General features: G+C 47.9%; 24 protein-coding genes. 9 read left to right on the forward strand and 15 right to left on the reverse strand.

Features of this window, described 5'->3' with window-relative positions:
* Positions 1 to 16: 16 nt before the first annotated feature.
* Positions 17 to 1,006 (reverse strand): LacI family DNA-binding transcriptional regulator, encoded by a 990-nt coding sequence (locus tag CBF27_RS00535; RefSeq protein WP_126811287.1) that lies wholly within the window; start codon positions 1,004 to 1,006, stop codon positions 17 to 19.
* A gap of 189 nt (positions 1,007 to 1,195) precedes the next feature.
* On the opposite strand from CBF27_RS00535, the gene rpsN reads away from it, so the two are divergent.
* The 3 genes from rpsN (at position 1,196) to CBF27_RS00550 (ending at position 2,889) form a co-directional block, all read left to right on the forward strand.
* Positions 1,196 to 1,465, forward strand: a complete 270-nt coding sequence (rpsN, locus tag CBF27_RS00540) for a 30S ribosomal protein S14 (RefSeq protein WP_126811289.1) — start codon at positions 1,196 to 1,198, stop codon at positions 1,463 to 1,465.
* Between the two features lie 59 nt (positions 1,466 to 1,524).
* Positions 1,525 to 1,647 carry a putative metal homeostasis protein gene (locus tag CBF27_RS00545; protein WP_126811291.1) on the forward strand — a complete coding sequence of 41 codons (123 nt, stop codon included), beginning with the start codon at positions 1,525 to 1,527 and terminating at the stop codon, positions 1,645 to 1,647.
* A 165-nt stretch (positions 1,648 to 1,812) separates the two neighbouring features.
* A complete protein-coding gene (locus CBF27_RS00550) occupies positions 1,813 to 2,889 on the forward strand; it encodes an AI-2E family transporter (protein ID WP_126811293.1) in 1,077 nt (358 codons plus the stop codon).
* A 51-nt stretch (positions 2,890 to 2,940) separates the two neighbouring features.
* On the opposite strand, the gene CBF27_RS00555 is transcribed toward CBF27_RS00550, so the two are convergent.
* From CBF27_RS00555 to CBF27_RS00610, 12 genes are all read right to left on the reverse strand, one after another.
* Positions 2,941 to 3,687: a hypothetical protein gene (locus CBF27_RS00555; RefSeq protein ID WP_126811295.1), complete on the reverse strand. Its 747-nt coding sequence runs from the start codon at positions 3,685 to 3,687 to the stop codon at positions 2,941 to 2,943.
* Between the two features lie 151 nt (positions 3,688 to 3,838).
* Complete coding sequence (locus CBF27_RS00560; RefSeq protein WP_126811297.1) at positions 3,839 to 4,456, reverse strand: V-type ATP synthase subunit D; 618 nt, start codon at positions 4,454 to 4,456, stop codon at positions 3,839 to 3,841.
* 14 nt (positions 4,457 to 4,470) lie between these two features.
* Positions 4,471 to 5,832 carry a V-type ATP synthase subunit B gene (locus tag CBF27_RS00565; protein WP_126811299.1) on the reverse strand — a complete coding sequence of 454 codons (1,362 nt, stop codon included), beginning with the start codon at positions 5,830 to 5,832 and terminating at the stop codon, positions 4,471 to 4,473.
* Positions 5,819 to 7,606, reverse strand: coding sequence for a V-type ATP synthase subunit A (locus CBF27_RS00570; protein WP_126811301.1), 1,788 nt, complete (start codon positions 7,604 to 7,606; stop codon positions 5,819 to 5,821). Before CBF27_RS00570 ends, CBF27_RS00565 begins: the two co-directional genes overlap by 14 nt.
* An 11-nt stretch (positions 7,607 to 7,617) precedes the next feature.
* The gene (locus tag CBF27_RS00575) at positions 7,618 to 7,926 is read right to left on the reverse strand and encodes a V-type ATP synthase subunit F (RefSeq protein ID WP_126811303.1); all 309 of its coding nucleotides are present in this window, start codon (positions 7,924 to 7,926) and stop codon (positions 7,618 to 7,620) included.
* Entirely contained in the window at positions 7,919 to 8,713 is a 795-nt protein-coding gene (locus tag CBF27_RS00580) for a V-type ATPase subunit (protein ID WP_170174954.1), read from the reverse strand. Before CBF27_RS00580 ends, CBF27_RS00575 begins: the two co-directional genes overlap by 8 nt.
* Positions 8,713 to 9,279, reverse strand: a complete 567-nt coding sequence (locus CBF27_RS00585; RefSeq protein WP_126811307.1) for a hypothetical protein — start codon at positions 9,277 to 9,279, stop codon at positions 8,713 to 8,715. Before CBF27_RS00585 ends, CBF27_RS00580 begins: the two co-directional genes overlap by 1 nt.
* Complete coding sequence (locus tag CBF27_RS00590) at positions 9,279 to 9,758, reverse strand: V-type ATP synthase subunit K (RefSeq protein WP_126811310.1); 480 nt, start codon at positions 9,756 to 9,758, stop codon at positions 9,279 to 9,281. The genes CBF27_RS00585 and CBF27_RS00590 overlap by 1 nt, the downstream gene beginning before the upstream one ends.
* Positions 9,758 to 11,680, reverse strand: coding sequence for a V-type ATP synthase subunit I (locus tag CBF27_RS00595; RefSeq protein WP_126811313.1), 1,923 nt, complete (start codon positions 11,678 to 11,680; stop codon positions 9,758 to 9,760). Before CBF27_RS00595 ends, CBF27_RS00590 begins: the two co-directional genes overlap by 1 nt.
* The gene (locus CBF27_RS00600) at positions 11,658 to 11,987 is read right to left on the reverse strand and encodes a hypothetical protein (RefSeq protein ID WP_126811315.1); all 330 of its coding nucleotides are present in this window, start codon (positions 11,985 to 11,987) and stop codon (positions 11,658 to 11,660) included. Before CBF27_RS00600 ends, CBF27_RS00595 begins: the two co-directional genes overlap by 23 nt.
* 460 nt (positions 11,988 to 12,447) lie before the next feature.
* Positions 12,448 to 13,062, reverse strand: a complete 615-nt coding sequence (locus tag CBF27_RS00605; RefSeq protein WP_126811319.1) for a hypothetical protein — start codon at positions 13,060 to 13,062, stop codon at positions 12,448 to 12,450.
* Between the two features lie 32 nt (positions 13,063 to 13,094).
* A complete protein-coding gene (locus CBF27_RS00610; protein WP_126811321.1) occupies positions 13,095 to 13,853 on the reverse strand; it encodes an exodeoxyribonuclease III in 759 nt (252 codons plus the stop codon).
* Between the two features lie 183 nt (positions 13,854 to 14,036).
* Here CBF27_RS00610 and murB point away from each other — a divergent pair, with 183 nt between their 5' ends.
* From murB to CBF27_RS00635, 5 genes are all read left to right on the forward strand, one after another.
* Positions 14,037 to 14,939, forward strand: coding sequence for a UDP-N-acetylmuramate dehydrogenase (murB, locus tag CBF27_RS00615; protein WP_126811324.1), 903 nt, complete (start codon positions 14,037 to 14,039; stop codon positions 14,937 to 14,939).
* 147 nt (positions 14,940 to 15,086) lie between these two features.
* A complete protein-coding gene (locus CBF27_RS00620) occupies positions 15,087 to 16,040 on the forward strand; it encodes a glycosylasparaginase (RefSeq protein WP_126811327.1) in 954 nt (317 codons plus the stop codon).
* A 31-nt stretch (positions 16,041 to 16,071) separates the two neighbouring features.
* Positions 16,072 to 16,311 carry a hypothetical protein gene (locus CBF27_RS00625; protein ID WP_126811330.1) on the forward strand — a complete coding sequence of 80 codons (240 nt, stop codon included), beginning with the start codon at positions 16,072 to 16,074 and terminating at the stop codon, positions 16,309 to 16,311.
* Positions 16,312 to 16,331: 20 nt separating this feature from the next.
* Positions 16,332 to 17,225 carry an ROK family protein gene (locus tag CBF27_RS00630; RefSeq protein WP_126811333.1) on the forward strand — a complete coding sequence of 298 codons (894 nt, stop codon included), beginning with the start codon at positions 16,332 to 16,334 and terminating at the stop codon, positions 17,223 to 17,225.
* The gene (locus CBF27_RS00635; protein ID WP_126811334.1) at positions 17,222 to 18,535 is read left to right on the forward strand and encodes a Sapep family Mn(2+)-dependent dipeptidase; all 1,314 of its coding nucleotides are present in this window, start codon (positions 17,222 to 17,224) and stop codon (positions 18,533 to 18,535) included. Before CBF27_RS00630 ends, CBF27_RS00635 begins: the two co-directional genes overlap by 4 nt.
* Before the next feature lie 22 nt (positions 18,536 to 18,557).
* Here the strand turns inward: CBF27_RS00635 and CBF27_RS00640 are convergent, their stop codons facing one another.
* A complete protein-coding gene (locus CBF27_RS00640) occupies positions 18,558 to 19,964 on the reverse strand; it encodes an ArnT family glycosyltransferase (RefSeq protein WP_170174955.1) in 1,407 nt (468 codons plus the stop codon).
* 70 nt (positions 19,965 to 20,034) lie between these two features.
* Complete coding sequence (locus CBF27_RS00645) at positions 20,035 to 21,036, reverse strand: YhdH/YhfP family quinone oxidoreductase (RefSeq protein ID WP_126811341.1); 1,002 nt, start codon at positions 21,034 to 21,036, stop codon at positions 20,035 to 20,037.
* Positions 21,037 to 21,237: 201 nt separating this feature from the next.
* On the opposite strand from CBF27_RS00645, the gene CBF27_RS00650 reads away from it, so the two are divergent.
* On the forward strand, positions 21,238 to 21,780 hold the full coding sequence (locus CBF27_RS00650; RefSeq protein ID WP_126811344.1) for a helix-turn-helix domain-containing protein: 543 nt from the start codon (positions 21,238 to 21,240) through the stop codon (positions 21,778 to 21,780).
* The last annotated feature ends 11 nt before the right edge of the window (positions 21,781 to 21,791 follow it).

The following is a 21,791-nucleotide window of genomic DNA, read 5'->3' on the forward strand; positions in this document are numbered from 1 at the left end:
TATGGGAAATAAAACATCACAATGAGTGCCGTAATTGGATGTTGGTCGGAATGATTTTGGTTTCTACCGGACAGGAGCCGTACTGTATGTAATCCAGCATCATTTTTGCAGCTTCTTCGCCAATTTGTTTGGATTGTTGTTCGATACTTGTGATGCCCGGTCCGACCAAGGCGGATAAATTCCAGTCATCAAAACCGGTGATGCCGATGTCTTCTGGAATACGAATTTTCTCATTCACTAGTATGGTCAGCAATTCCATCAACATGCGGCCGTTGGAGGCGAATAGCGCCGTTTTTAAAGGAGAAGCCGCCAGCCGGACAACAGGTTCAGTCAAGTCCATTTCAGGTGTTTTCTCGATTAACTTGATTTTACGGCCGGCTGCGACTACCAGTTCCTCAGCTGCCGCATAACGCAATTCTCTTGTCACGATATCTTTGAGCGGTTCACTGACTACTACGACTTGTTCATAGTTTTTTTGAAGGATGACCTCGATTATTTTTTGAGTGGATGGAATGTTGTCGCTGGTCACCAGCGGGAAAAGGGACGGTTCAACATCCCTGTCTACAAGAATCAGCGGCATGTTTGCCTGTTTTAAATGGCTATAATGACTGGCATCGCGGGATGATGCCTGTAAGATAATGCCTTCAACACTTTGGTCAGTTAATTTATTTAACAGATCATGTTCTTGTTCCAGAGAACTGGCAGCATCCATAATAATCATCTGGTAGCCGGCTTCCCCCAACACTTCGCCGATGCCTTTCAATAACAATGATGAATACATATTTGAAATATCAGAGACGACTACACCGATGAGGTAGCTTCTCTTTGATTTCAATGCCTGTGCCTGCTTATTCGGCCGGTAATTCAGCTCGGCAATCACCTGTCTGATGCGCTCTTTGGTTTCGCTTGACATGTTGCCGAAGTGTCCGTTCAAGTATCTTGATACCGTTGTTTTGGAAACGCCCGCCTGTTTTGCTACATCTAAAATCGTCACATTTTTTTTCATAGAATTCCCTCTTTATCCGTCTCTTTCTTCTTTCTCTATTATCCTTAATTTTCTGTTGGTAAGCAACTTTAAACATATACTGCCGCAAATGAATAAGATATTGACAAATGTTTGAACGGCTGATATATTTATTAAATCGTAATAGTTACGATTTACAAAAAGTTTATTGATTATAAGAGGGGGATCATATTGGCTAAAAAGTCAAAAATTGCAAAGGCGGCCAGACAGCAGCAGCTGATTGCTCAATATGCAGTGCTGCGCAAAGAATTAAAAGAGGCAAAGGATTATCAGGCACTGGCCAAATTACCGGTAGACGCCCATCCCAACCGCCTGAAACGGCGGGACAAGATAGACGGACGTCCACGCGGTTACATGCGTAAGTTTGGTATGTCACGCATCCGCTTCAGGGAGCTGGCATTGAAAGGGTTGATTCCCGGAGTGAAAAAAGCCAGCTGGTAAAGACCGTGTGAAGTAGACACATAACAGCGAGGTTAGATAAAAAAAGAAAAGAGGATGTTATGGAAAAGCAGGACCTTTCAAGCGCGTATCGACGTATGAAAAGCCCGAACATCAAAACGCGTAAGCGGGCATTGAAAATCATTCATGCGTATAAACGGAATAAGGGCAATAAATCAGCCTGACAAAGACCGGTCAGTAAGAATCGTTTATGCGGTTTTTACTGGCCGTTTTTTTCGTAATGACTGTCATAAAAAACGTGAGGAATTGTAAAATTTTTGATTCGCCAGTCATTTGACGGCCGGCTGTGGTATGATATGGTGTAAAAATCCGAACGCAAGGAGCGACTCATGAATTATTTAAAAACATCCAGATTGTTCGGGGCGGTTGTGTTGGTATGGTTGGTCGGCTTATGTATTTTGACGTATTCCCAAATAACGTTTGTGTTCAGGCCGCTTGAAGCGGTTGTGGCGACGACGTTTGTGCCAGTGTTGATTTCGATTTTTATCTATTACTTGTTTTTGCCCGTGTATCAGCTGCTGCTGAAGCGGACCGGAAAAAAGAGGGTCTCTTTGTACATCACATTCTCTTTGATTCTGCTGGTCTGCTATCTCATTGTCAGTCAAATAGTCCCGCAATTAATTACAGAAACGGCTAAATTTGTCAGCCAGGCGCCGCAGATGATGCGTGCTGCCGAAGATTGGCTGGACCATTCAGTGTTTGAGCAATGGGTGGCACCTTTTGTTAAAACGATTGACACTAATAAAATCGTGACGGCCTTTGTCCAGCTGATTACCGGGGCAACGGTCGGTTTATCAAGTCTGGTGCGGATTGCTTCTAAGTCGGTCATCGTGTTGTTCACTATTCCGGTGCTTGTCTTTTATATGTTTAAAGAAGGGCATCAGTTTCCGCTTTTTTTAAAACGCAAGAGTCCGGAACGCTTTCAACCGTTAGTCGGCAATCTTTGCCGGGATTTTCATGAGACATCCGCAGCCTACATCAGCGGCAAGCTGCTGGTATGTTTGTATGTAGCAGTTTCCAGTTACTTCATCTTTTTAGCGCTGGGTTTGCCGAATGCACTGCTGCTGGGGGCGGTTTGCGGTCTGCTGGATATTGTGCCTTACTTCGGGCCGTTCATCGGTGCTGTACCGGCACTGTTCGTTGCATTGGGGAGCAATCCCCGCACAGCTGTTTGGCTGATTATCTGTATCACGATTGTGCAATTAGGCGAATCCTATCTTGTGTCGCCGCAAGTCATGAAGAGCACGCTTCATATTCATCCAATACTGGTTATTTTCTTGCTGTTGATCGGCGGAAACTTATTCGGTTTATTAGGTATGATTGTGGTGCTGCCCACGTATTCCATCATCATGGCTATGGGTAAATCTCTGTGGCAGTTTCGGGAGATGGACAAGCAGCGGCAATAATCTGAAAAAAAGCATGGCAGTGAAAGGTAGCCAGTTCACTGCCATGCTTTTTTATGAGTCGACTCGTGTCCATTCATCAATTGTTTTGCCGTCTGTGTCTTTCAGCACGAGCCAGCTGTTTGTGCCGGCGTAGTATAAAAATAGGCCGACTTCATTCACGCTTTTCAGCAAAATATCTTCTGTAGTGGTCAAGCCGCTGATTTTGTGTTTGTGCTCGGTCCGCAGCTGTTCGCCCATGCGTGCTGACAGCCCCAGCGAGCCGTCTTTGTTTAAGGCTGGTTCGGCTTTGAGTGTGGCGCCGGCCTTGATGCGCATGACCGTACGTTTTTCCCAAATGATAGTTGCTTTGCTTTCCTGGTAGTCCACATAAAAGGGCAGTTGGCTGATGTCCTTCCGCCAGCGGTGCTGGACTTTTCCGGACCGCGCTTTTTTTTGAAAAAGCGGGTAGCCGAAAGTTTCTAAGATGCGTTTGACTTGTTGGTGGTAAGCAGCCACGTTTACTTCAATATCAGTAAGAGGCTCAGTCTTATTGTTAGCATCCATTTGGAATAACTGTGCCAGTTTGTCGCGGTCAATGGTTTCTGGCGGACATAGTGTGATGATTTGATCGAATGTCAGGGTGTCGTCTGGCGGCCCGATAGCGACAAGCTGTTGCTTTTTCAGTAAAAAGCAAATCGCTTGGCGAGTGGCATTGTTTTTGCCGGTTTGCGAGTCGGTAATCATGATGGTGCCTTGTGAATCGGCTAATTGAATGCGGGTGTCTGTATCGGTGATACACACGTCCAAGTGTATAGCCATGATAAATCCTCCTGTTTGTTAAGAATGTGTCATTATCATAGCAGGATGTTGGGCGGCAAGTAAATAAAAATGTCCGGCCCAACAAGACATCATATCAAAAAAAATCACCTCATGAAATCATTCCAATGAGGTGATTTTTTATGCCAAATTGCTATAACTTCAGCAGTTTGGCAATCTGACTGCGTTCGGCGTCTTCGATTTTCATCTTGATATAAGCGATAGTCTCGGTCAAGTCAGGAATCGTCCGGTACTCAAGTGAGTTGACGCGCCGTCTGGTAGCGATGATTTCTTCGCCTATCAGGAAACATTTCTTTTCCAGTTCAGCCAGTTTGATGAGGTCACGAGCCAGCTCTGCTTGGTTGATATCCAGTTCCTTGATGACGATCGGCGTGTAGTAAGCACTGGAATTTTTTGCGATGTCCTGCTGGTTGACGGATGATGCCATCAGCCGGTAGCTCGGCACACGAATGCCAAGGACATGATGCAATGTCGTTTCGACGTCGATTTTCGTTTGGGCTGTGTTCAGGCTGTACTGCAAAATCTGGTCGTCGGTCTCGATGCTGGCATACTGATAATTTTTGAACAGTGCCCCCAGCTGTTCATCGACAATCCGTCTTTGCACATTGGCATCCTCTGTCATTTTGCGGAAACTTTGGACAAGAGAATCTTGTTTTTCCTTTAACAGAGTGTGTCCGCGGGTGGCGATATGCAGCCGTTGAGTCAATTCACGCAATTCCGCTCTTGTGGGATTCACGTTTAATCGTGCCATAGTCGCATTCCCCCTTAGTAGTACTGTTCCAGATATTTGCTGCGGATACGTTTCAGCTGGTTTTTAGGCAAAATTTTCAAGAGTTTCCAGCCTAAGTCCAATGTTTCTTCGATGGAGCGGTTTTCATAGAAGCCTTGATTGACGTATTCTTTTTCAAATGCCCTGGCAAAAGCCGCATACTTGTGGTCCAGCTCTGTTAAGGCGCTGTCTCCAAGGATGCTGGCGAGTTCGATAGTTTCTTTTCCTTTGGCGTAGAAAGCAAACAGCTGGTTCATGGTATCGGCATGGTCCTCGCGTGTTTTGTCTTTCCCGATGCCTTTGTCTTTCAGCCGCGACAAGCTGGGCAGAACGTTTATCGGCGGGCGGTATTCGATTTTGTTTAAATCCCGCGACAAAATGATTTGTCCTTCCGTGATGTAGCCGGTCAAATCGGGAATCGGGTGCGTCTTGTCATCTTCCGGCATGGAAAGAATCGGCATCATGGTAATTGACCCGACTTTGTTTTGCAGTCTGCCGGCGCGCTCGTACAAGCTGGCCAAGTCAGTATACATGTAACCGGGGTAGCCGCGCCGCGACGGGACTTCTTTCCGGGAAGCCGAAACTTCACGCAGCGCTTCGCAGTAATTGCTCATGTCGGTCATGATGACGAGCACGTGCATGTCCAAATCAAATGCCAGATATTCGGCTGCCGATAGCGCCATTCGCGGGGCAGACAGTCGTTCAATCGCCGGGTCGTCCGCCAAATTCATGAACAGCACGGAGCGTTCGATAGCGCCGGTGCGGGTGAACTCATCAATGAAAAAGCGGGACTCTTCAAAGGAAATACCCATGGCGCAGAAGACGACAGCGAAGTCGATTGTGTCGTCCAGCACTTTTGCTTGTCGTGCGATTTGTGCGGCAAGTTCATTATGCGGCAGGCCTGAGCCGGAAAAAATCGGCAGTTTTTGGCCGACAACCAGTGTGTTCAGGCCGTCAATGGCGCTGATGCCTGTTTGAATGAACTGATTTGGATACTGGCGCAGGACGGGATTCATGACACTGCCGTTGATGTCCCGTTTTTCATAAGTCAACAGCTCCGGACCGTTGTCAATCAGCCGGCCTTGCCCGTCAAAGATGCGGCCCATCATTTCTCTTGAGACATTCAAGCTGACGGGGCGGCCTTTGAAACGCAGCTTGGCTTCGTCGGGATTCAGTCCGATGTTGGAGTCGTACAGCTGGATGACAGCGTGGTCGCCTTCGATTTCCAGCACTTTCCCGACCCTGATATCCTGGTCGTTCTGGTAAATTTCCACTTCTTCGTCATACGCAATATCGGAGACGCCTTCAACAATCAACAAGGGACCGGCAATTTTTTGAATATTTTTAAATTCCTTCAATAATCTGGTCCTCCTTCAGGCTTTCTGCAATTTGTTCTAATTCTTCTTTATTGTCAGCGATAATCCGGCGGATGGTATCCAGCTCATTTTCATCCACAAACTTCATCTGTGCGATGCGCTGAATGCTTTCCGCATTAAGAATATCGGCGATGTAGACATGGTCGTGCATCAGCGCATCCCGTGCTTCGGCAAAAAATTCCATGATACAGGAAAGCATCAGCAACTGTTTGGTGTGAGACGTGAACGTGTCTTCCTCGACAAAAGCATTTTGCTGAAGAAAATCTTCTCTCAGCATCCGGGCGATTTCCAGTTTGAGTATTTCAAAGTCGGAGAGTCCGTCTTTTCCGATCAGCTGCACGATTTCCTGAAGCTGCTGTTCTTCCTTCAATAAGGCCATAGCCCGCTTGCGGTATTTGGCAAAGTTCCGGTTGATGTGCTTGCGCATGTAGTTGTCGATTTTTTCTTGATAGAGCGAGTAGCTCTCAAGCCAGTTGATGGCAGGGAAGTGGCGGCTGTACGCCAAACTCGAGTCCAGCGCCCAAAAGACTTTGGCTACGCGCAAGGTCGCTTGTGTGACCGGCTCCGACAGGTCGCCTCCTGCCGGTGACACAGCGCCGATCATCGTGACCGAGCCTTCTCTTGTGTCAGAGCCCTGACAGTAAACGATGCCGGCCCGCTCGTAAACTTGCGCCAAACGTGATGCGAGATAGGCGGGGTAGCCCTCGTCTCCGGGCATCTCCTCCAGCCGTCCGCTCATCTCGCGCAGTGCTTCGGCCCAGCGCGAGGTGGAGTCGGCCATTAAGGAGACATCATAGCCCATATCTCTGAAATATTCCGCGATGGACATCCCGGTATAAATCGATGCTTCGCGCGCAGCCACCGGCATGTTGGACGTGTTGGCAATCAGCACTGTTTTATTCATCAGCGGTTCTTTTGTTTTCGGGTCGATAAGCTCCGGAAATTCGTAAAGGACATCGGTCATCTCGTTCCCGCGTTCGCCGCAGCCGATGTAAACAACGACGTCGGAGTTGGACCATTTGGCCAGCTGATGTTGTACGACGGTCTTTCCTGAACCGAAAGGCCCCGGGATACAAGCTGTTCCGCCTTTGGCCACCGGGAAGAAAGTATCGATGACCCGCTGACCGGTGACAAGCGGCGCTTCAGGCAGTCCTTTCCGTTTATAGGGCCGCTGTTTGCGGATGGGCCAATACTGGCGCATCGTGACCGGTTGTTCTTGTTCTGTGTCGTCCAAAACAGTGGCAATTTTTTCCGTAATGGTGTAGTCGCCATCTGCAATCCAGTTGACAGTGCCTGTTATCCCTTCCGGAACCATTATGTAATGTTTGAATTTATTTTCCATGACATAGCCGAGGTAATCGCCGGCAACTACGTGCTGCCCGATTTTGGCAATGGGGTGAAAATACCATGACTGGGTCGTTGACAGAGTCGTGATTTTTGCTCCCCGTGTCAGATAGTATCCTTCCTGCAGCGCAAATTCCTGCAAGTCGCGGCCAATGCCGTCCAGCATGCTGGATAAAATGCCCGGTCCCAGTTCAATACTTAACGGCCGGTATTGTGAGACGACTTTTTCTCCCAGCTTGATACCCGAGGTTTCCTCGTAAACTTGGATGGCAGCTTCATCATCAGTGACTTCAATGATTTCCCCCAAAAGTTCCAAGTCGGAAACCAGCACGGTATCAAACAGCCGGGCATTTTCAATTCCCTTGGCAACAACTAACGGTCCGGATACTTTGATTATTTTTCCATGTTGCAAGTAGCATCCTCCTAACTAATATTGACACCCAACACTTCTTCGGTCATCTGTTTCAAGCGTTTCTGCGCCAAATGATGGTGATTCAGCCGGTTCGGCAGAATGCTGATGGTGACCTCGAATTCTTTATTATACGTTTCGATTATTTCCTGATGGTCGCTGAACACTTCTTCGCTTGTAAAGATGACAGCAACATCTGCCTGCCGCAGCTGGCGGATAATCCCCTGAAAATCAGTCTGCGGTGTCAGCGTGACGACTTCCAGTCCCAGACTGTTCATCAGTCCTTCGCTTTTTTCATAACTGAGATAAACGACTTTAGCCATAGACGACTCGCATCCTTTCTCTCATTTCTTCAGTTGACAGTCTGTAAATCTTGCTCTTCAAGACAAGGCGCAAGTTGAACAGCTCAAATATTTTTTCCAAAATATAGGTAAAGATACCTTCGAGCCCGATGGTCTGATACCGGTACTGATGATAGTGTTTGATCAGCCAGTCATCGAACCTTTTTTCAAAGGTGATGGTTTCAAAGGGGCTGGCGAACACATCGCGGTAAGCTGTGTGCTGCAGCCATTCGATGCCGTTTTTTACCGGCAGTTTTTCCAGCTCCGTCAGCTCATCGCTGGAGAAGTTCCCGCGCGCCAACCGTTTCAATGAAATCGTGTGTGTGCTGTTGCGGAAATAGCCGTTTAAAAAATATTCATCAATGCGGTATTTTGCATACTCGGCGATCAAAGGATGCAAACTGCTGTTGGCGTATTTGCCGTACTCTTCCAACACTTTTTCATCAAGGTTCTGATAAGCAGTATCCTTGATTTGCTGGAAGGTATCCCGCTTCACGAACAGCACCTTTAAATAGTCATCCGGGAAATTCAGCTGGTACATGTCTTTTTCCAGTTTTTCCAGCTGACTTTGATACAAATTATCCACAGCTCCGACAGTCACCTCTTCCGCCAGACGGTAGCCGAACCGGCTGAGAAATTGGCGGATGTCGTACCAGTCATTCATGTAGATCAGCTCGTCAAAGTCCTCTTTTTTCAGGAGGCGCTTTTGCATGTAGACGACTTGGATATTAGCCATCAGAAAATTGTCTGTTTGTTTTTGCTTTTTCATCATGCGTCATCCTCGAACAGGTAGCCCATCATCCGGTTAGTCATTTCCTGCTTTTTATAGTGCATGACCTGTTTCATGTCCTGATTGACATCAAAGTTGTCATAAGCCAGTAAAAAACCGATTTCCAAGTCTTCCTTGAGCTTGACTTGAAAGGCATGTCCGTAGCGGCTTTTGGCACTTTCAAAACGCGCTGGTCCGATATAGATGACCGGCTGCTCCTCATAGTGGCTGATGAAGTGGTCCATCCAGTCAAAAAAGGTATCGTCTGGCAAATCATGAAAGTATTGGACACATTTTTCCAGTTCCTGATCGATGAGCGATTGTTTGAACGCATTGACCCGCAGTTGTTCGGACATGGAGATACGAATCATTTCCTGTTTTTTACGGGCGTTCAGCTGCTTACGGAAACGGGCCTTGCGCTGTTCCAGACGGGCAGCTCCTTCTTTCACGATCGTCTGGTAGGCTTCGTCCGCCTTCTGTTGAGCAGAAACAAGAAAGGCGGTGTTTTTTTCCGTTTCTCTTTCTTCTAAAACAGCAGTGAGTGTTTCAAAGCTTCCGTAGCGCATTAGAAACTCACCGTATTGAGAATAATCAGGGAACTGACGAATGCCAGCAGGGCATACGTCTCCACCATGATGGTGTAAATGATGGTTTTGGTCATCTGCTCTTCATCACGGGCTAACAGCGCAATCCCGTTGACTGAAATCCGACCTTGTGCCAGAGCACTTGGGTAGCCGACGATGGCCATCGGCAGACAGGCAACTAAGATGAACAGGCCTTCCTGCAGGGTCATTGTGGCAGAGAGCCGGGCCAAACTCATGATGGCAATAACGAAACCGTAAAGCCCTTGGGACGCGGGCAGGAGCTGGATGATCAGCGTTTTACCGAATTTTTCCGGCTCCTCCGCCATTAGCCCCGACGCGGCATCTCCCACCATGCCGACGCCCTTGGCACTGCCGACACCCGGTATGATGATAACCAGAGCCATTCCTAAAACGGCCATGACGATGCCGCCGTATTCAATTAAAAACTGTGAAAAATTCATTAGTCTTCCTCCCGAGTAATATTGATGTATGTGTTTGGACTTCTAAATTCATGGAATCTTTTTCCGCCGCCGGTGTAAAACTTGTCGAAAAACTCGACATAGGTCAGACGGGCAGAATGGACGTAAGAACTAAGTCCGCTGATGCCCATGTTGAATGCGTGTCCGCCGACAAAGACGATTGCGCCTGCCAGCATGCCGATAATGCCGAATCCGCTGAGCATTTCGACGATTAAGTTAAACGCAAAGCCGATGGAGGCGCCGGCGAGACCGAGCGCCATGAGACGCGAATAAGACAGGACGTCCCCGATATAGCCGGTGATGCCGTACAGGCTGTACAGGCCGCTGGCGAGTTTGCCGAACGGCGTTTTGGCGTCGCGCCCATTTGTCAGGACGATGCCGACCATGCCGACAATCAGGATAATCCAGCCGACTTGCGTGTAAGGTGCCAAAAGCGGTGTAAACATTTGCGACACGAGAATAATCGCACCGCCCAAGGCCATGTACCAGAAAATGACATCAAATAAAATGTACCAGGGATGCTTCCATTTGAAAAAGAGATAGCCTTTGACGGCCAGTCCGAAAAACAGGTGGAACAGACCGAAGCAGATGGAAAACACCAGCACCGTCATAAAATCTTTGTTGATGTCCAGAATACCTTTGATGGGCACGACTCCGCCGAAAAAGGAACCGTACGCCCAGCCGATCAGCGTCGTCGGGACACTCAGGTACATTAAAAAGCGGATGAAATTGGCTGTGCCTTCTTTAAATGTGCCGAATTTCAACACAAGGAAGGTGACAAGTCCCATCAGCAGGCCGTAGCCGACATCCCCCAGCATCATGCCGAAAAAGATGGCGTAGAAAGGGGTAAACAGCGGGGTCGGGTCCACTTCATTGTATTTTGGCAGAGAATACATATTGGTGATGCCTTCAAATGCCTGGACCAACCGGTTGTTTTTTAGTTTGATCGGCACATCTTCAGAGTCGCTGGGTGTTTCGGTGATGTCCACGACAAAGTGATTGTCAGTGATGTCTTCCAGCAGTTGGATGAATTTTTCTGTTTCTGATGTGAAAATCCAGCCGTCGATACGGGTTGTGTCCGCCGATTTCAAAAATTTTTCACTTGTTTCATAGCGAAGCATCTCGTTGTTCAAATATTCATAGTACAACTGCAGTTCTTCACGGTAATTGCCAATGTTGCCCAGTGTTTCTTCGATGTTTTTCCGTTTTTCAATCAGCTGGTTCAATTGGTCGTGCAGCTCTTTGATATCGTCACTGATTTGCAGCGACTTGCTGCTGCGTCGTTGAAAATGGTATTTGTCAAGAATGATGTCGATTTGAGTGCGTTTGCGAGTGCCCGGAAGAATGACGACAATGTGCGTCTGGGCCGACGAAGGTTTTGTCATGAAGAACGTGTCGCCAACTTTTTGCAGTTCAGCGGCAAATTTTTTGCCATCTGCTGATTCGATGGTTCCGATAATCGCTTTTTCTTTGCTTAAAGCGACAATATCGGCACTGCGCATGCGGACATTTTCTGTCCAGGGACGATAGCTGTCATATCCCTCTATCATGCCTTTGGAAACATCATAGTATTTGTCATACGTGTCCAGCAGCAGTTCAATGTCGATGTGCTGGCAGCGTCTGACCAGCTCGCTGAATGAAATGGAAAGCAGCGGCTGTTTCCGTCTTTTTTTCTGCTTCTTCTCAATGAGTTTAATTGAAGCTAAAATATCTTTTAAATGTTCACGCATGAACCGGTTTCTTTCAAAATTATAGTCGCTTTTTTCTTTTTGAAAAAAAGTGGTGGCTTCACCGGAAATATCTTTAAAGGAAATATTTCCGTAAAACTGCATTTTTTCAAGTAACGGCTCAACGTGTTCATTTAGCAGGATGAGCTGGAATTCACTCATTTTTACGATTGCCATAACCAAATATCTCCTTTATCAATTGTTTGCGTGCAAAATCTTTATTTTCATCGTAGTAGCGCTGATAAAATGCGATTTCTTTTTCAACTTGTTCCGCCATGGAAGTCCGGTAGGCGTTGATTTCTTCTTCCATTTGTGCTTGCCAGATTTTCTCTTCTGAATCAACTGTCTGGTTCATCTTCTGCACAGCTTTGTGGGCTTGCTGTTTCGCATCACGAATCAGCTGTTTTTCTTTTTCCTTGAGTTCAAGCTGGTTGTCGTCGGCTTTTTTTGCCAGCTGTTCAAGCTGCTGCATTTCTTGTTTCAATGAAGTACCTCCTTTGCTGAAATGTATTAGGGTGCCTGCCCCTTGTCGCTCGAAACGCTTAATTGGCTGTTACATAATAACGTTATCTGGGATATGCTTATAATTAGTATAGACAAACGATTAAAGGGGATTCAAGCGAAATGCGGGATTCTCATAAAAGTGTTATCTTTTGTGAAAGTCTGCTGATCATGAAAGCTAGTTAGTAGAGTCAGCTAACTAAATGCCGGGTTTGAACCGGTGTTTTATTGGCTGTTTTCTTCTGAAGATGTGTCAAAAAAGAAATATTTGACAGTGATATAAGCTGAAAAAACAAATAATAACTAAAACAAGGTTGTCGGATAACAAGCACTGTATTTATGAGAATAATCTTAAAAGAGATACAATAAAACAGTGATGTTCTATTGTATCTCTTCATTAATGATACAAATTTTAGGAAGCAGTGTCAATGAAAGTGATGGGTTTATCTGATTTTTCTGAGCCGGGAGAAGATGACGATCAGGACTGCCAACGTGCCGGCAGCAGCGATCACCCAAGGCCAGACAACTGTTTTTTTACGTCTGTTTTCGACTGCCGGACTGAGGTCGGACGTTGCAGCCGATTGTTCTTTTTCGGTGCTGGATGTGTTAGCTGCTGCGGTGTGTTTCGTCCCGCTGATGCTGCTTTCAGTTGCCAGTGTGTCGACCGTGTCCGGCCCCGTTTCAGAGGTCGTCTGCTGATTGGCGGATGACGGCTGGGGTTCTTTCTTTAGCGTCAAGCGGATGGTTGTCGAATCATTTGCCAACACGTCCAGGACCGAGAGAGTGACCTCTGTGACATCGTCAGGGACGGGCAAAGCAAAGGTGCCGTCATCTTCGGCAACAGCAAACCCGGCGACGCCTTCCAGATAAATATTTGCTCCCGGGCTAGTTTTGCCGCTGAGGACACTGGTTTTCTCGTCATAATGCAGATCACTGACGAGCGAATCCACCGGCATGTCCTCTGCTTGCGCAACAGGCGCGTGAATGAACACGCTAATCATCATCAAACAACAGAAACACAAAATGGCAGTTATTTTTTTGCAAACAGGTTTCATCATGTCGTCCTCCTTTGACTGATGACAGTGCGTTGCTATAGTGAAATATCAAGTTCCACCGGGCAGTGGTCGCTACCCATGATGTGGGAATGAATCTTGGCGTCATTCAGCTGCGGCTGCAGGCGTTTTGACGTGATGAAATAGTCAATCCGCCAGCCGGCGTTGTTTTTTCTCGCATTGAAACGGTAGCTCCACCATGAATAGGCACCTGTCAAATCAGGATAAAAGTAGCGGAAAGTGTCGAGATAGCCGCTATCTAGCAGTGCGGAAAACTTTTCCCGTTCTTCATCAGTGAACCCGGCATTTTTACGGTTGGTTTTCCAGTTTTTCAGGTCGATATTCTGGTGGGCAACATTCAAATCCCCGCAGAGAATGAGGGGTTTTTGGCTGTCCAGCTGATTCAAGTAATGAAGAAAATCATCTTCCCAAGCCATGCGGTAGGCGAGCCGTTTCAATCCTTCTCCGGAATTGGGCGTGTAGCAGGTGATGAAGAAAAAATCCGGGTATTCTAGAGTAATGACCCGACCTTCTAAATCATGTTCGGCACTGCCGATACCGTAGCGGACTGAAAGCGGCTCTCTTTTGGTAAAGATGGCGGTGCCGGCGTAGCCTTTCCGTTCTGCATAATTCCAATACTGGTAGTATGTGTCCGGCAAATCCAGTTCAATCTGCCCGGCTTGCAGTTTTGTTTCCTGCAAACAGAAAAAATCTGCGTCTAATTCATGAAAGACGTCGAGAAATCCTTTTTTAACAACAGCTCGCAAGCCGTTGACATTCCAAGAGATACATTTCATAGAGGTATTCCTTTCATTAGTTAGTGATGGTTTTATTGTAACAAATTCAACAGGGAAATGTTATTCACACGATTGTTTTTCGGGAAACATTAACATTCTGATAATTGTCCGCCGGGGAATTGAGTTTCATTAGGGTTTCATGTTAAAATGAACAAGATGTTTGGAAGAGAAAGGAAATTGACTGTGAATAGAGAGCAAATTAAACGGGATTTGGGCGCGCTTGAGCTGTTGTTTGATGAACCGTTGGCCAACTACACATATACTGAAACAGGCGGTCCGGCCGATGTGCTGGCTTTTCCTAAAAATAAAGATGAAGTCAAACAGCTAATCGACTACTGCCGCAGCCGCGGCTATGACTGGCTGTGTCTGGGCAACGCCAGTAACTTAATCGTCAGAGACGGCGGCATCTCAGGGTTTGTCATCATGTTGACAAAAATGAACCACATGTATATCGATGACACGAAACTGATTGCCGAGGCCGGTGCCAAGTTGATTGATGTAACCTATATGGCATTGACATACGGGTTGTCCGGTTTGGAATTTGCCTGCGGTATTCCCGGCAGTATCGGTGGTGCGGCATATATGAATGCCGGCGCGTATGACGGGGAATTAGTGGATGTGTTTGAGTCTGCTGAAGTCATTTTGGAGGATGGTTCGATTGTCACGTACCGTAAAGAAGACATGGCCTTTTCTTACCGTCACAGCATCATGCAGGATCAAAAAGGGATTGTGCTGACAGTGACGTTCCAGCTGGCAAAAGATGACCACCAGCGGATCAAAGCCCAGATGATGGAGTTGACCCAACTCCGTGAATCCAAGCAGCCTTTGGAGCTGCCTTCGTGCGGCAGTGTCTTTAAGCGCCCGGCAGGACACTATACCGGCAAGTTGATTCAGGAAGCCGGCTTGCAGGGGTTGAAATGGGGAGGCGCTCAGATTTCCATGAAGCATGCCGGGTTTATTGTAAATGTCAATGGTGCGACAGCAACTGATTATATTGAACTGATTGCCCATATTCAGCAAGTCATCATGGAAAAATTTGGTGTCAAATTGGAAACAGAAGTCCGGATTATCGGGCGGGAAAAATAGGTGCACGGGAAAAGACAGGTTCGCCTGTCTTTTTTGGTTATTTACTATAGCTGATAATTTTTTTAATCAACACTGCTTGTAGGAAAGGTTTGTTTTCCAGCCGGAAACGGTATAATAAGAATAAACTAATGAAGCGGAGGGATAGTCATGACTTTTGGAATGATCGCAACATGGCGAATGGCCTATGAAGGGTTTGAGTCGGTAAAAAAAGAGTTGGCAGCAGGAGGTTCAGCCAGAGAGGCTGTCGTGAAGGCAGTCAAATGGGTTGAGGATTACCCGTATTATAAATCAGTGGGTTATGGCGGTCTTCCCAATGAAGAGTGTGCCGTCGAATTGGACTCTGCTTTTATGGACGGCGACACGCTTGATATCGGGGCGGTGGCAGGCATCCAAGACATTGCTAACCCGATAGCGGTGGCTGAAAAACTAAGCCATGAACGGTTCAATACGTTTTTAATCGGCGAAGGTGCCGGCAAATATGCTAAAAAAGAAGGCTTTGCCGAGAAAAATATGCTGACGGACAGAGCCAAGCGCTTTTGGGAACTCCGGGTCGAAGAAGTGAAAAAGAATCAGCTAAGCCCCTATGACGGTCATGATACCGTGGGGATGGTCTGTTTGGACCGGCACCATTCGATGACGGCGGCGACATCAAGCAGCGGTTTGTTCATGAAGTGGGCAGGCAGGGTCGGCGATTCCCCGCTGGCAGGTTCCGGATTTTATGTGAACAGCGATATCGGAGGAGCAGCCGCAACCGGTTTGGGTGAAGATTTGATGAAAGGCTGTCTGAGTTATGAAACAGTCCGCTTGATGGGCGAAGGGCTTTCTCCCCAGGAAGCAGTGGATAAAGCGGTCTATTCATTTTCTGATTTATTGAAAAAACGCAGCGGTAAAGCCGGCGCGATGTCTTTAGTTTGTATGGACCGCCGTGGCCGGTGGGGTGTTGCAACTAATGTGGACTTTTCGTTTGTCGTGATGACCGAGCAATTGGCGCCGACTATTTATTTGGCTTTTCCCAACGAGGACGGCACAACCAAAATCGAGCGGGCGTCAGCAACCTGGCTCCAAGCCTATGAGGAACGTATCAAGCAGAAATTACCTTAATAACGGATCTGAAACGGACCACACACAACACATGATTTATTGCCTGCACTATATCCAGCAAAAGAAAGCGGAAGATTTATTCACCATTGATATGGTTATTCCGTTAAGAGAGGTTAAGGTAGACTACTATGTCGGTGACAAACAAGTAGTGGGTGTCAAAGATGTCGTAACTGGTTGCGCGCTGCCGTTTAAAATATTGTCTGACGGGTATGTGCAGTTGACAGTGGAAGAACTGCGGGGTTACTGCGTCATGTCGGTTCAGACGGTTTAAAGCGGTTGAGGAGGGGAAGGATGTATTTTGTGATTGATATTGGCGGGAGCAGTGTGAAATACGGTGTCTGGCAAGAGGATAAGCTGACAGCAGCCGGAAACTTTCCGACGCCCGCCACATGGGATGCGCTAAAGCACGAGTTCATCCGCATTTGGCGTGATTTGTCCGCCAGATTTGACGGAATTCATGCAGTGGGGGTGAGCGTGCCCGGCGTGCCCCGGCAGGAAGAAGGCATGATCGGCGGTGCCAGCTCTGTTGCTTACTTGCACGAGGTGCCGTTTGCCGCAGAGCTGACGGAGCTGTTTTCGCTTCCTGTCTGGATGGAGAACGATGCAAAATGTGCGGCTCTGGCTGAGATAACGTACGGTGCGGCAAAGCGCATGCATAATGCCCTCTTTGTCATCATCGGCACAGGCATCGGCGGCACGCTGTTGATTGACGGAAAAATCCTCCGGGGACACCACTTGTTCGGCGGCGAGTTTGGCATGATGCTGATTAATGGCCGTGACGAATGGGCAAAACTGGGGTCTGCTGTTCACATGGCGCGGAAAGTCAGTCTGCTTAAAGGCTTGCCGGAAAATGCTTATTCCGGCGAACAGGTTTTTCAGCTGGCGGAAGCAGGTGATGCTGTTTCGGAAAAAGCGGTTGAAGAATTGTATCATGCGCTGGCGGTTGGTATTTACAACTTGCAATATATCATCGACCCGGAGGCAATCGTGATTGGCGGCGGCATTTCCGAGCACCCTGATTTGATTGCCAACATTGAACGGCATTTAAGAGAGATTATGACATACGGCCAGCGGTCGCCGCTATTCCCGCAATTAAAAACGTGTCAGTTTGGCAGTGAGGCGAATCTGATTGGGGCAGCTGTGTATTGCGGACAGCAGAATGCTGAAAAGAAGGAGACGACATGACTACAGAACAACAATTGACAGATATGGTAAACAGTCTGACAGAGGAATATTTTGCCGCTCTAAGAAAATTGCTGCGCATCCCCAGCGTCAAAGGACCGGCAGCCGCCCGTGCGCCATTTGGCGAAGGACCAAGGGAGGCACTTGATACGGCAATGACTATTGCCGGCGAGCTGGGCTTTCAAACCAAAATGGTGAATGACGCAGTGGGAGTTGCACAACTGGGAGAATCTGCTGACTATGTGGGCGTGATTGGACATTTGGATGTCGTGCCCGCCGGTGACGGCTGGTCTTATCCGCCGTTTGATTTGACGATTGAGGACGGGAAAGCATACGGCAGAGGAGTGCTGGACAACAAGGGCCCGGCATTGGCGTGCTTATTTGCCCTGTATGCAATCAAACAGTTGAACTTGCCGCTGACCAAAACTGTTCGGATATTGTTTGGCAGTGACGAGGAGAGCGGGTCCGCGGATATTCCGCTCTATCTCGCTGCTGAACCTGCGCCTGTCTACGGGTTTACACCGGACTGCAAATACCCGGCAGTTTACGGCGAGCGCGGCATGTTGCGCCTTTGTCTGGAAACGGACATCTGTGCCGGCTCGGGAATCGCTGAGTTGACAGGTAATCACCACAGCAGCATGGTACCTGATTTTTCCCGACTGGTCTTTGCAGACGGCTATGAGATAAGCGCGGCTGGAAAAGGATCGCCAAGCAATGCGCCGGAACTTGGCGTGAACAGCATTATCCAATTAGCGCAGGCGCTTCTTGCAGACACAAGCGGCCGTTTGCCGGAGGATGTCAGGTGCTATGCGGACTGGCTGGTTAAGTCATTGGCTAATCAGCATGACGGTGCCGGCCTCGGGATAGATTTTGAAGACCGCGAGTCGGGCAAACTGCAGCTGACGCCTTTTGACTGGTCTGTGACAGCAGATAACACGTTGCAGTTGGGGCTGACTATCCGTTATCCGGTCACCGTGACAGAGGATCAGATACTTTCGCGGCTGTCAGCCAATCTGCCGCCGCACAGCCGGATTCGCGTTGTCCGTTCTTTGCCGGCAGTGATGTTCCCTCAGTCGCATCCGATGCTAAAAGTCATGCAGGACGTGTATGAACGCTGTACCGGAATGGACGGGACCCCCGTTACGACGACAGGGGCGACTTATGCACGGAGCATGCCGAACATTGTGGCGTTCGGTCCATCTTTTCCCGGTCAAAAAGGAATTGCGCATAATAGTGATGAATATATGCTGGTGGCTGATTTGCTGAAAAATATGCAGATTTACGCGCTGACGATTTATGAGCTGGCTAAATAAAGACGCAAACAAGCTGACCGCATCAGGCTTTTTCCTGATGCTGGTCAGCTTGTTTGTGTGGTCGTGAGGTGAAAAGCGGCAGGCCGGCAGCGGCCAGCAAACTGAAAAACGGCATCAGCACATAACGGTAGCGGGTTTGGATTTCGATTCCTTCATGAACTAGTACATAACCGATAATGATGATCAAAAGCACATACACGCCGTCCGGCAATTGGCGCCTTTTTTTAATCAAATAGACCGTCCCGCAGAAGACCCACATCATGTACTGCGTCTTCTGAATGACCGACAAACCGGCAATTGCCCATTGAGGCAGGCCCGTCTGTTTGGTTCCCCACGACAGACTGGTGTCGATGTCCGACCACATAATCAAAAATTTTCTCACCAGTAACCGACTAATGGCAGGAGGATTGTCAAGCCGCTCTGCCAAAAGCTGTCTGGCTGCATCGTTGCGTTCTTCGGCGGTGTCGAATGCCGTGACAATATCATAATCGGCTTGTGTCCATTTGCCGTCGCTTTCCTGATTCAGTCCGACAGCGAACTTCCAATACGGATTGACGGTCTGAATGCTGTCGGCTGTGATGCCGGAAGTCATCAGTGCGGTATCCACAAGCTGATTGGCTGAAAAATAAATAACAGGCAGACAAAGCAAGGTGAGCAGATACCGCCCTTTGTGTTTTTTTACCGGCAGACGGATACAGACGGCGTAAAGCCCGAAAGCAATCAGCAAGATACTGCCCAGCGGCCGGAAGAGATTGCCGAAAGTCAGGAACAGTGCGCACAGTACCGCATTGAGCAGGCTGTCTTTTTCCTGAAGAAACAGGTAAATGCCGGCTAAAAACAGACAAAGCGCAATGATTTGATTGGTCAGTACAGAGTTCAGCACGATGTGCGGCGGGTAAAGTGTTAGCATCAAGCCGGCCATCAGCGCCTGTTTCGTTGAAAAAAATTGTTTGCCGATCATGATGGTCAGCGCAATCGTAACGGTACTGATGATACAGTTCAACAGTTTCAGCCACAAGACATGTTCGCCCAGTAATTTGATGATTATTCCCTGATACATGACGAAGGGGACTTGGTAAGGATACAGGGACAGGTAGCGGCTTTCAGACGCAAAATCCAGCTGGCCGCCGGCAAACTGGACAGCGGCCTGATACATTTCTGAAAAGTCCTGTACCGGCGGTGTGTCGACCGCCAGTATCCAAAGCACTCTCAATCCAATCGCCAGAAGGAGGATATGCCGCATCGTCAGTTTATCGGCCAGGTGCTGCCAGACAAAGCGCATAACGAAGAACCAGCCAGCTGTCAGTACAAGAAACCCGACTGTCAGAATGCCCCTGTTAAGTCCTGTCAACGGTATCGGGAAATAGTCGGCGTTATAGTAAAACAGGTTGCCCAGATTGATCAGCGTAAAAATGATCAGAGTGCACACTGAAACAACATGTAATGAAAGGTTGCGCCATTTTCTCATAGTATCTCCTTTCCGCTGTTTTTTTTGCCAGTTAATCCATACGAATCAGTGTTCTACCAGTATGCGTGCCAGCCAGCAGTGAATCAATGACAGGCTCTGCTTCGGCCAGCCCGACTTCTTGCCGGCTAATATGTGCCAGTGCTTCAGGTGTGACACAGGCAGCCAGCCGCTGCCACATCGCTATTCGCAGTGCTCGGGAAATATTGACTGAATCAATGCCCAGCAAATTGACTCCGCGTAAAATAAACGGGAGCACGGTCGTCTGAAAGGCAATCCCGGCAGCATTGCCGCACAGCGCGATACTTCCGCCATAACGGATGACAGGCAGCAAGTGGGCTACTGTATCACCGCCGACTGTGTCAATGACAAAGTCAAATTGCTGTTTTCCGAGAGGTCCGACTTTATCCGGTACGATGTCCTCGGGAGTGATAACAGCAGAAGCACCCAGCGACTGCAAATAAGTGTCAGCCGTGTCTTTTTTGCGTGATAGGGCAGTGATATGGGTGTATCCCAGTGACTGTAACAGTGTGAGTGCCAGACTGCCGACTCCGCCTGTCGCCCCTGTGACTAAAATAGCCGCATCTTTCGTTTCCTTCAAGCCGTTTTGCTCTAGTTTGTTGATGGCCAGTGCCGCAGTCAGCCCGGCCGTTCCTAAAATCATACTGTTTTTCAGAGATAAATTCTCCGGCAAAGGAATCAGCCATTCGGCCGGCACTCTCGCCAGTTCGCTGAAGCCGCCTGTATGGGTAACACCTAGCCCGTAGCCAGTTGCCAGTACAGCCGTCCCTTTTGCCAATTGACTGCTGTCGGTTGCGATGACCGTTCCGCTGAAATCGATGCCTGGTATCATCGGATAGCTGCGAATCACGCCGCCGTTTTTGACAGAGGCGAGGGCATCCTTGTAATTAATGCCCGAATAGGCCACCTTCACTAGCGTGTCCCCTTCGGATAAGTCGTCCAGTGCAGCCGTGCGGTAAACAAGCGCGACGTCTGTTTCTTTTTTTTCTGCAAAAAGCGCCTTAAATGTTGTCATACGTCATGTCCTTTCCATTCATTTCTTGTTTTAAGTGTAATCGAAACAGCGCTAAAATAAAAGTGATAACGGGTCTTATTTTTTGGTTGAAATAACAGTGTTTTTTGTGTATACTACTCAATGTATTAAACTTAGTGTTTAGAATTACAAAACTTTTGTAGTTGGAAGTTTAATAATAGTGAACTTTCGAGGTGTATCGGAATGGATATCGGAAAACAATTGAAAAATTTACGGATTCAAAAAGATTTGACCCAGGAAGAGCTGGGGGAGCGGACAGATTTGACCAAAGGCTATATTTCCCAGCTGGAGAGAAATCTCAGTTCTCCTTCAATGGAAACTTTTTTTTCCATTTTGGAGGTGCTGGGCGTGACGCCAAAGGAATTTTTTGATGAGAAAAAGCAAAGACAGCGGGTTGTGTACACAGCAGAGGACTACACGATTTATACAGATGAGGAAAAAGGCTACCTGATTGATTGGCTGATACCCGATTCCAATGAAAATGAGATGGAACCGATTATCCTGACTTTGGAAGAAAACGGCAGCTACAAAGAATTCGAGCCGTCATTGTCAGAAACCTTTGCTTTTGTCCTTGAAGGCGAAGTTTGCGTTGAACTGGGCCTGACCCGCTATTTTGCAAAAAAAGGCGAGAGCATTTACTATCAGGCGACCAAAGCCCATCAAATAAAAAACAATTTCAACGGCAGAAGCAGACTGCTGCTTGTGGCAACCAATTCTTATTTATAAGTCAGGAGTGA

The organism is Vagococcus acidifermentans (assembly GCF_003987655.1).
GTDB lineage: Bacteria > Bacillota > Bacilli > Lactobacillales > Vagococcaceae > Vagococcus_B > Vagococcus_B acidifermentans.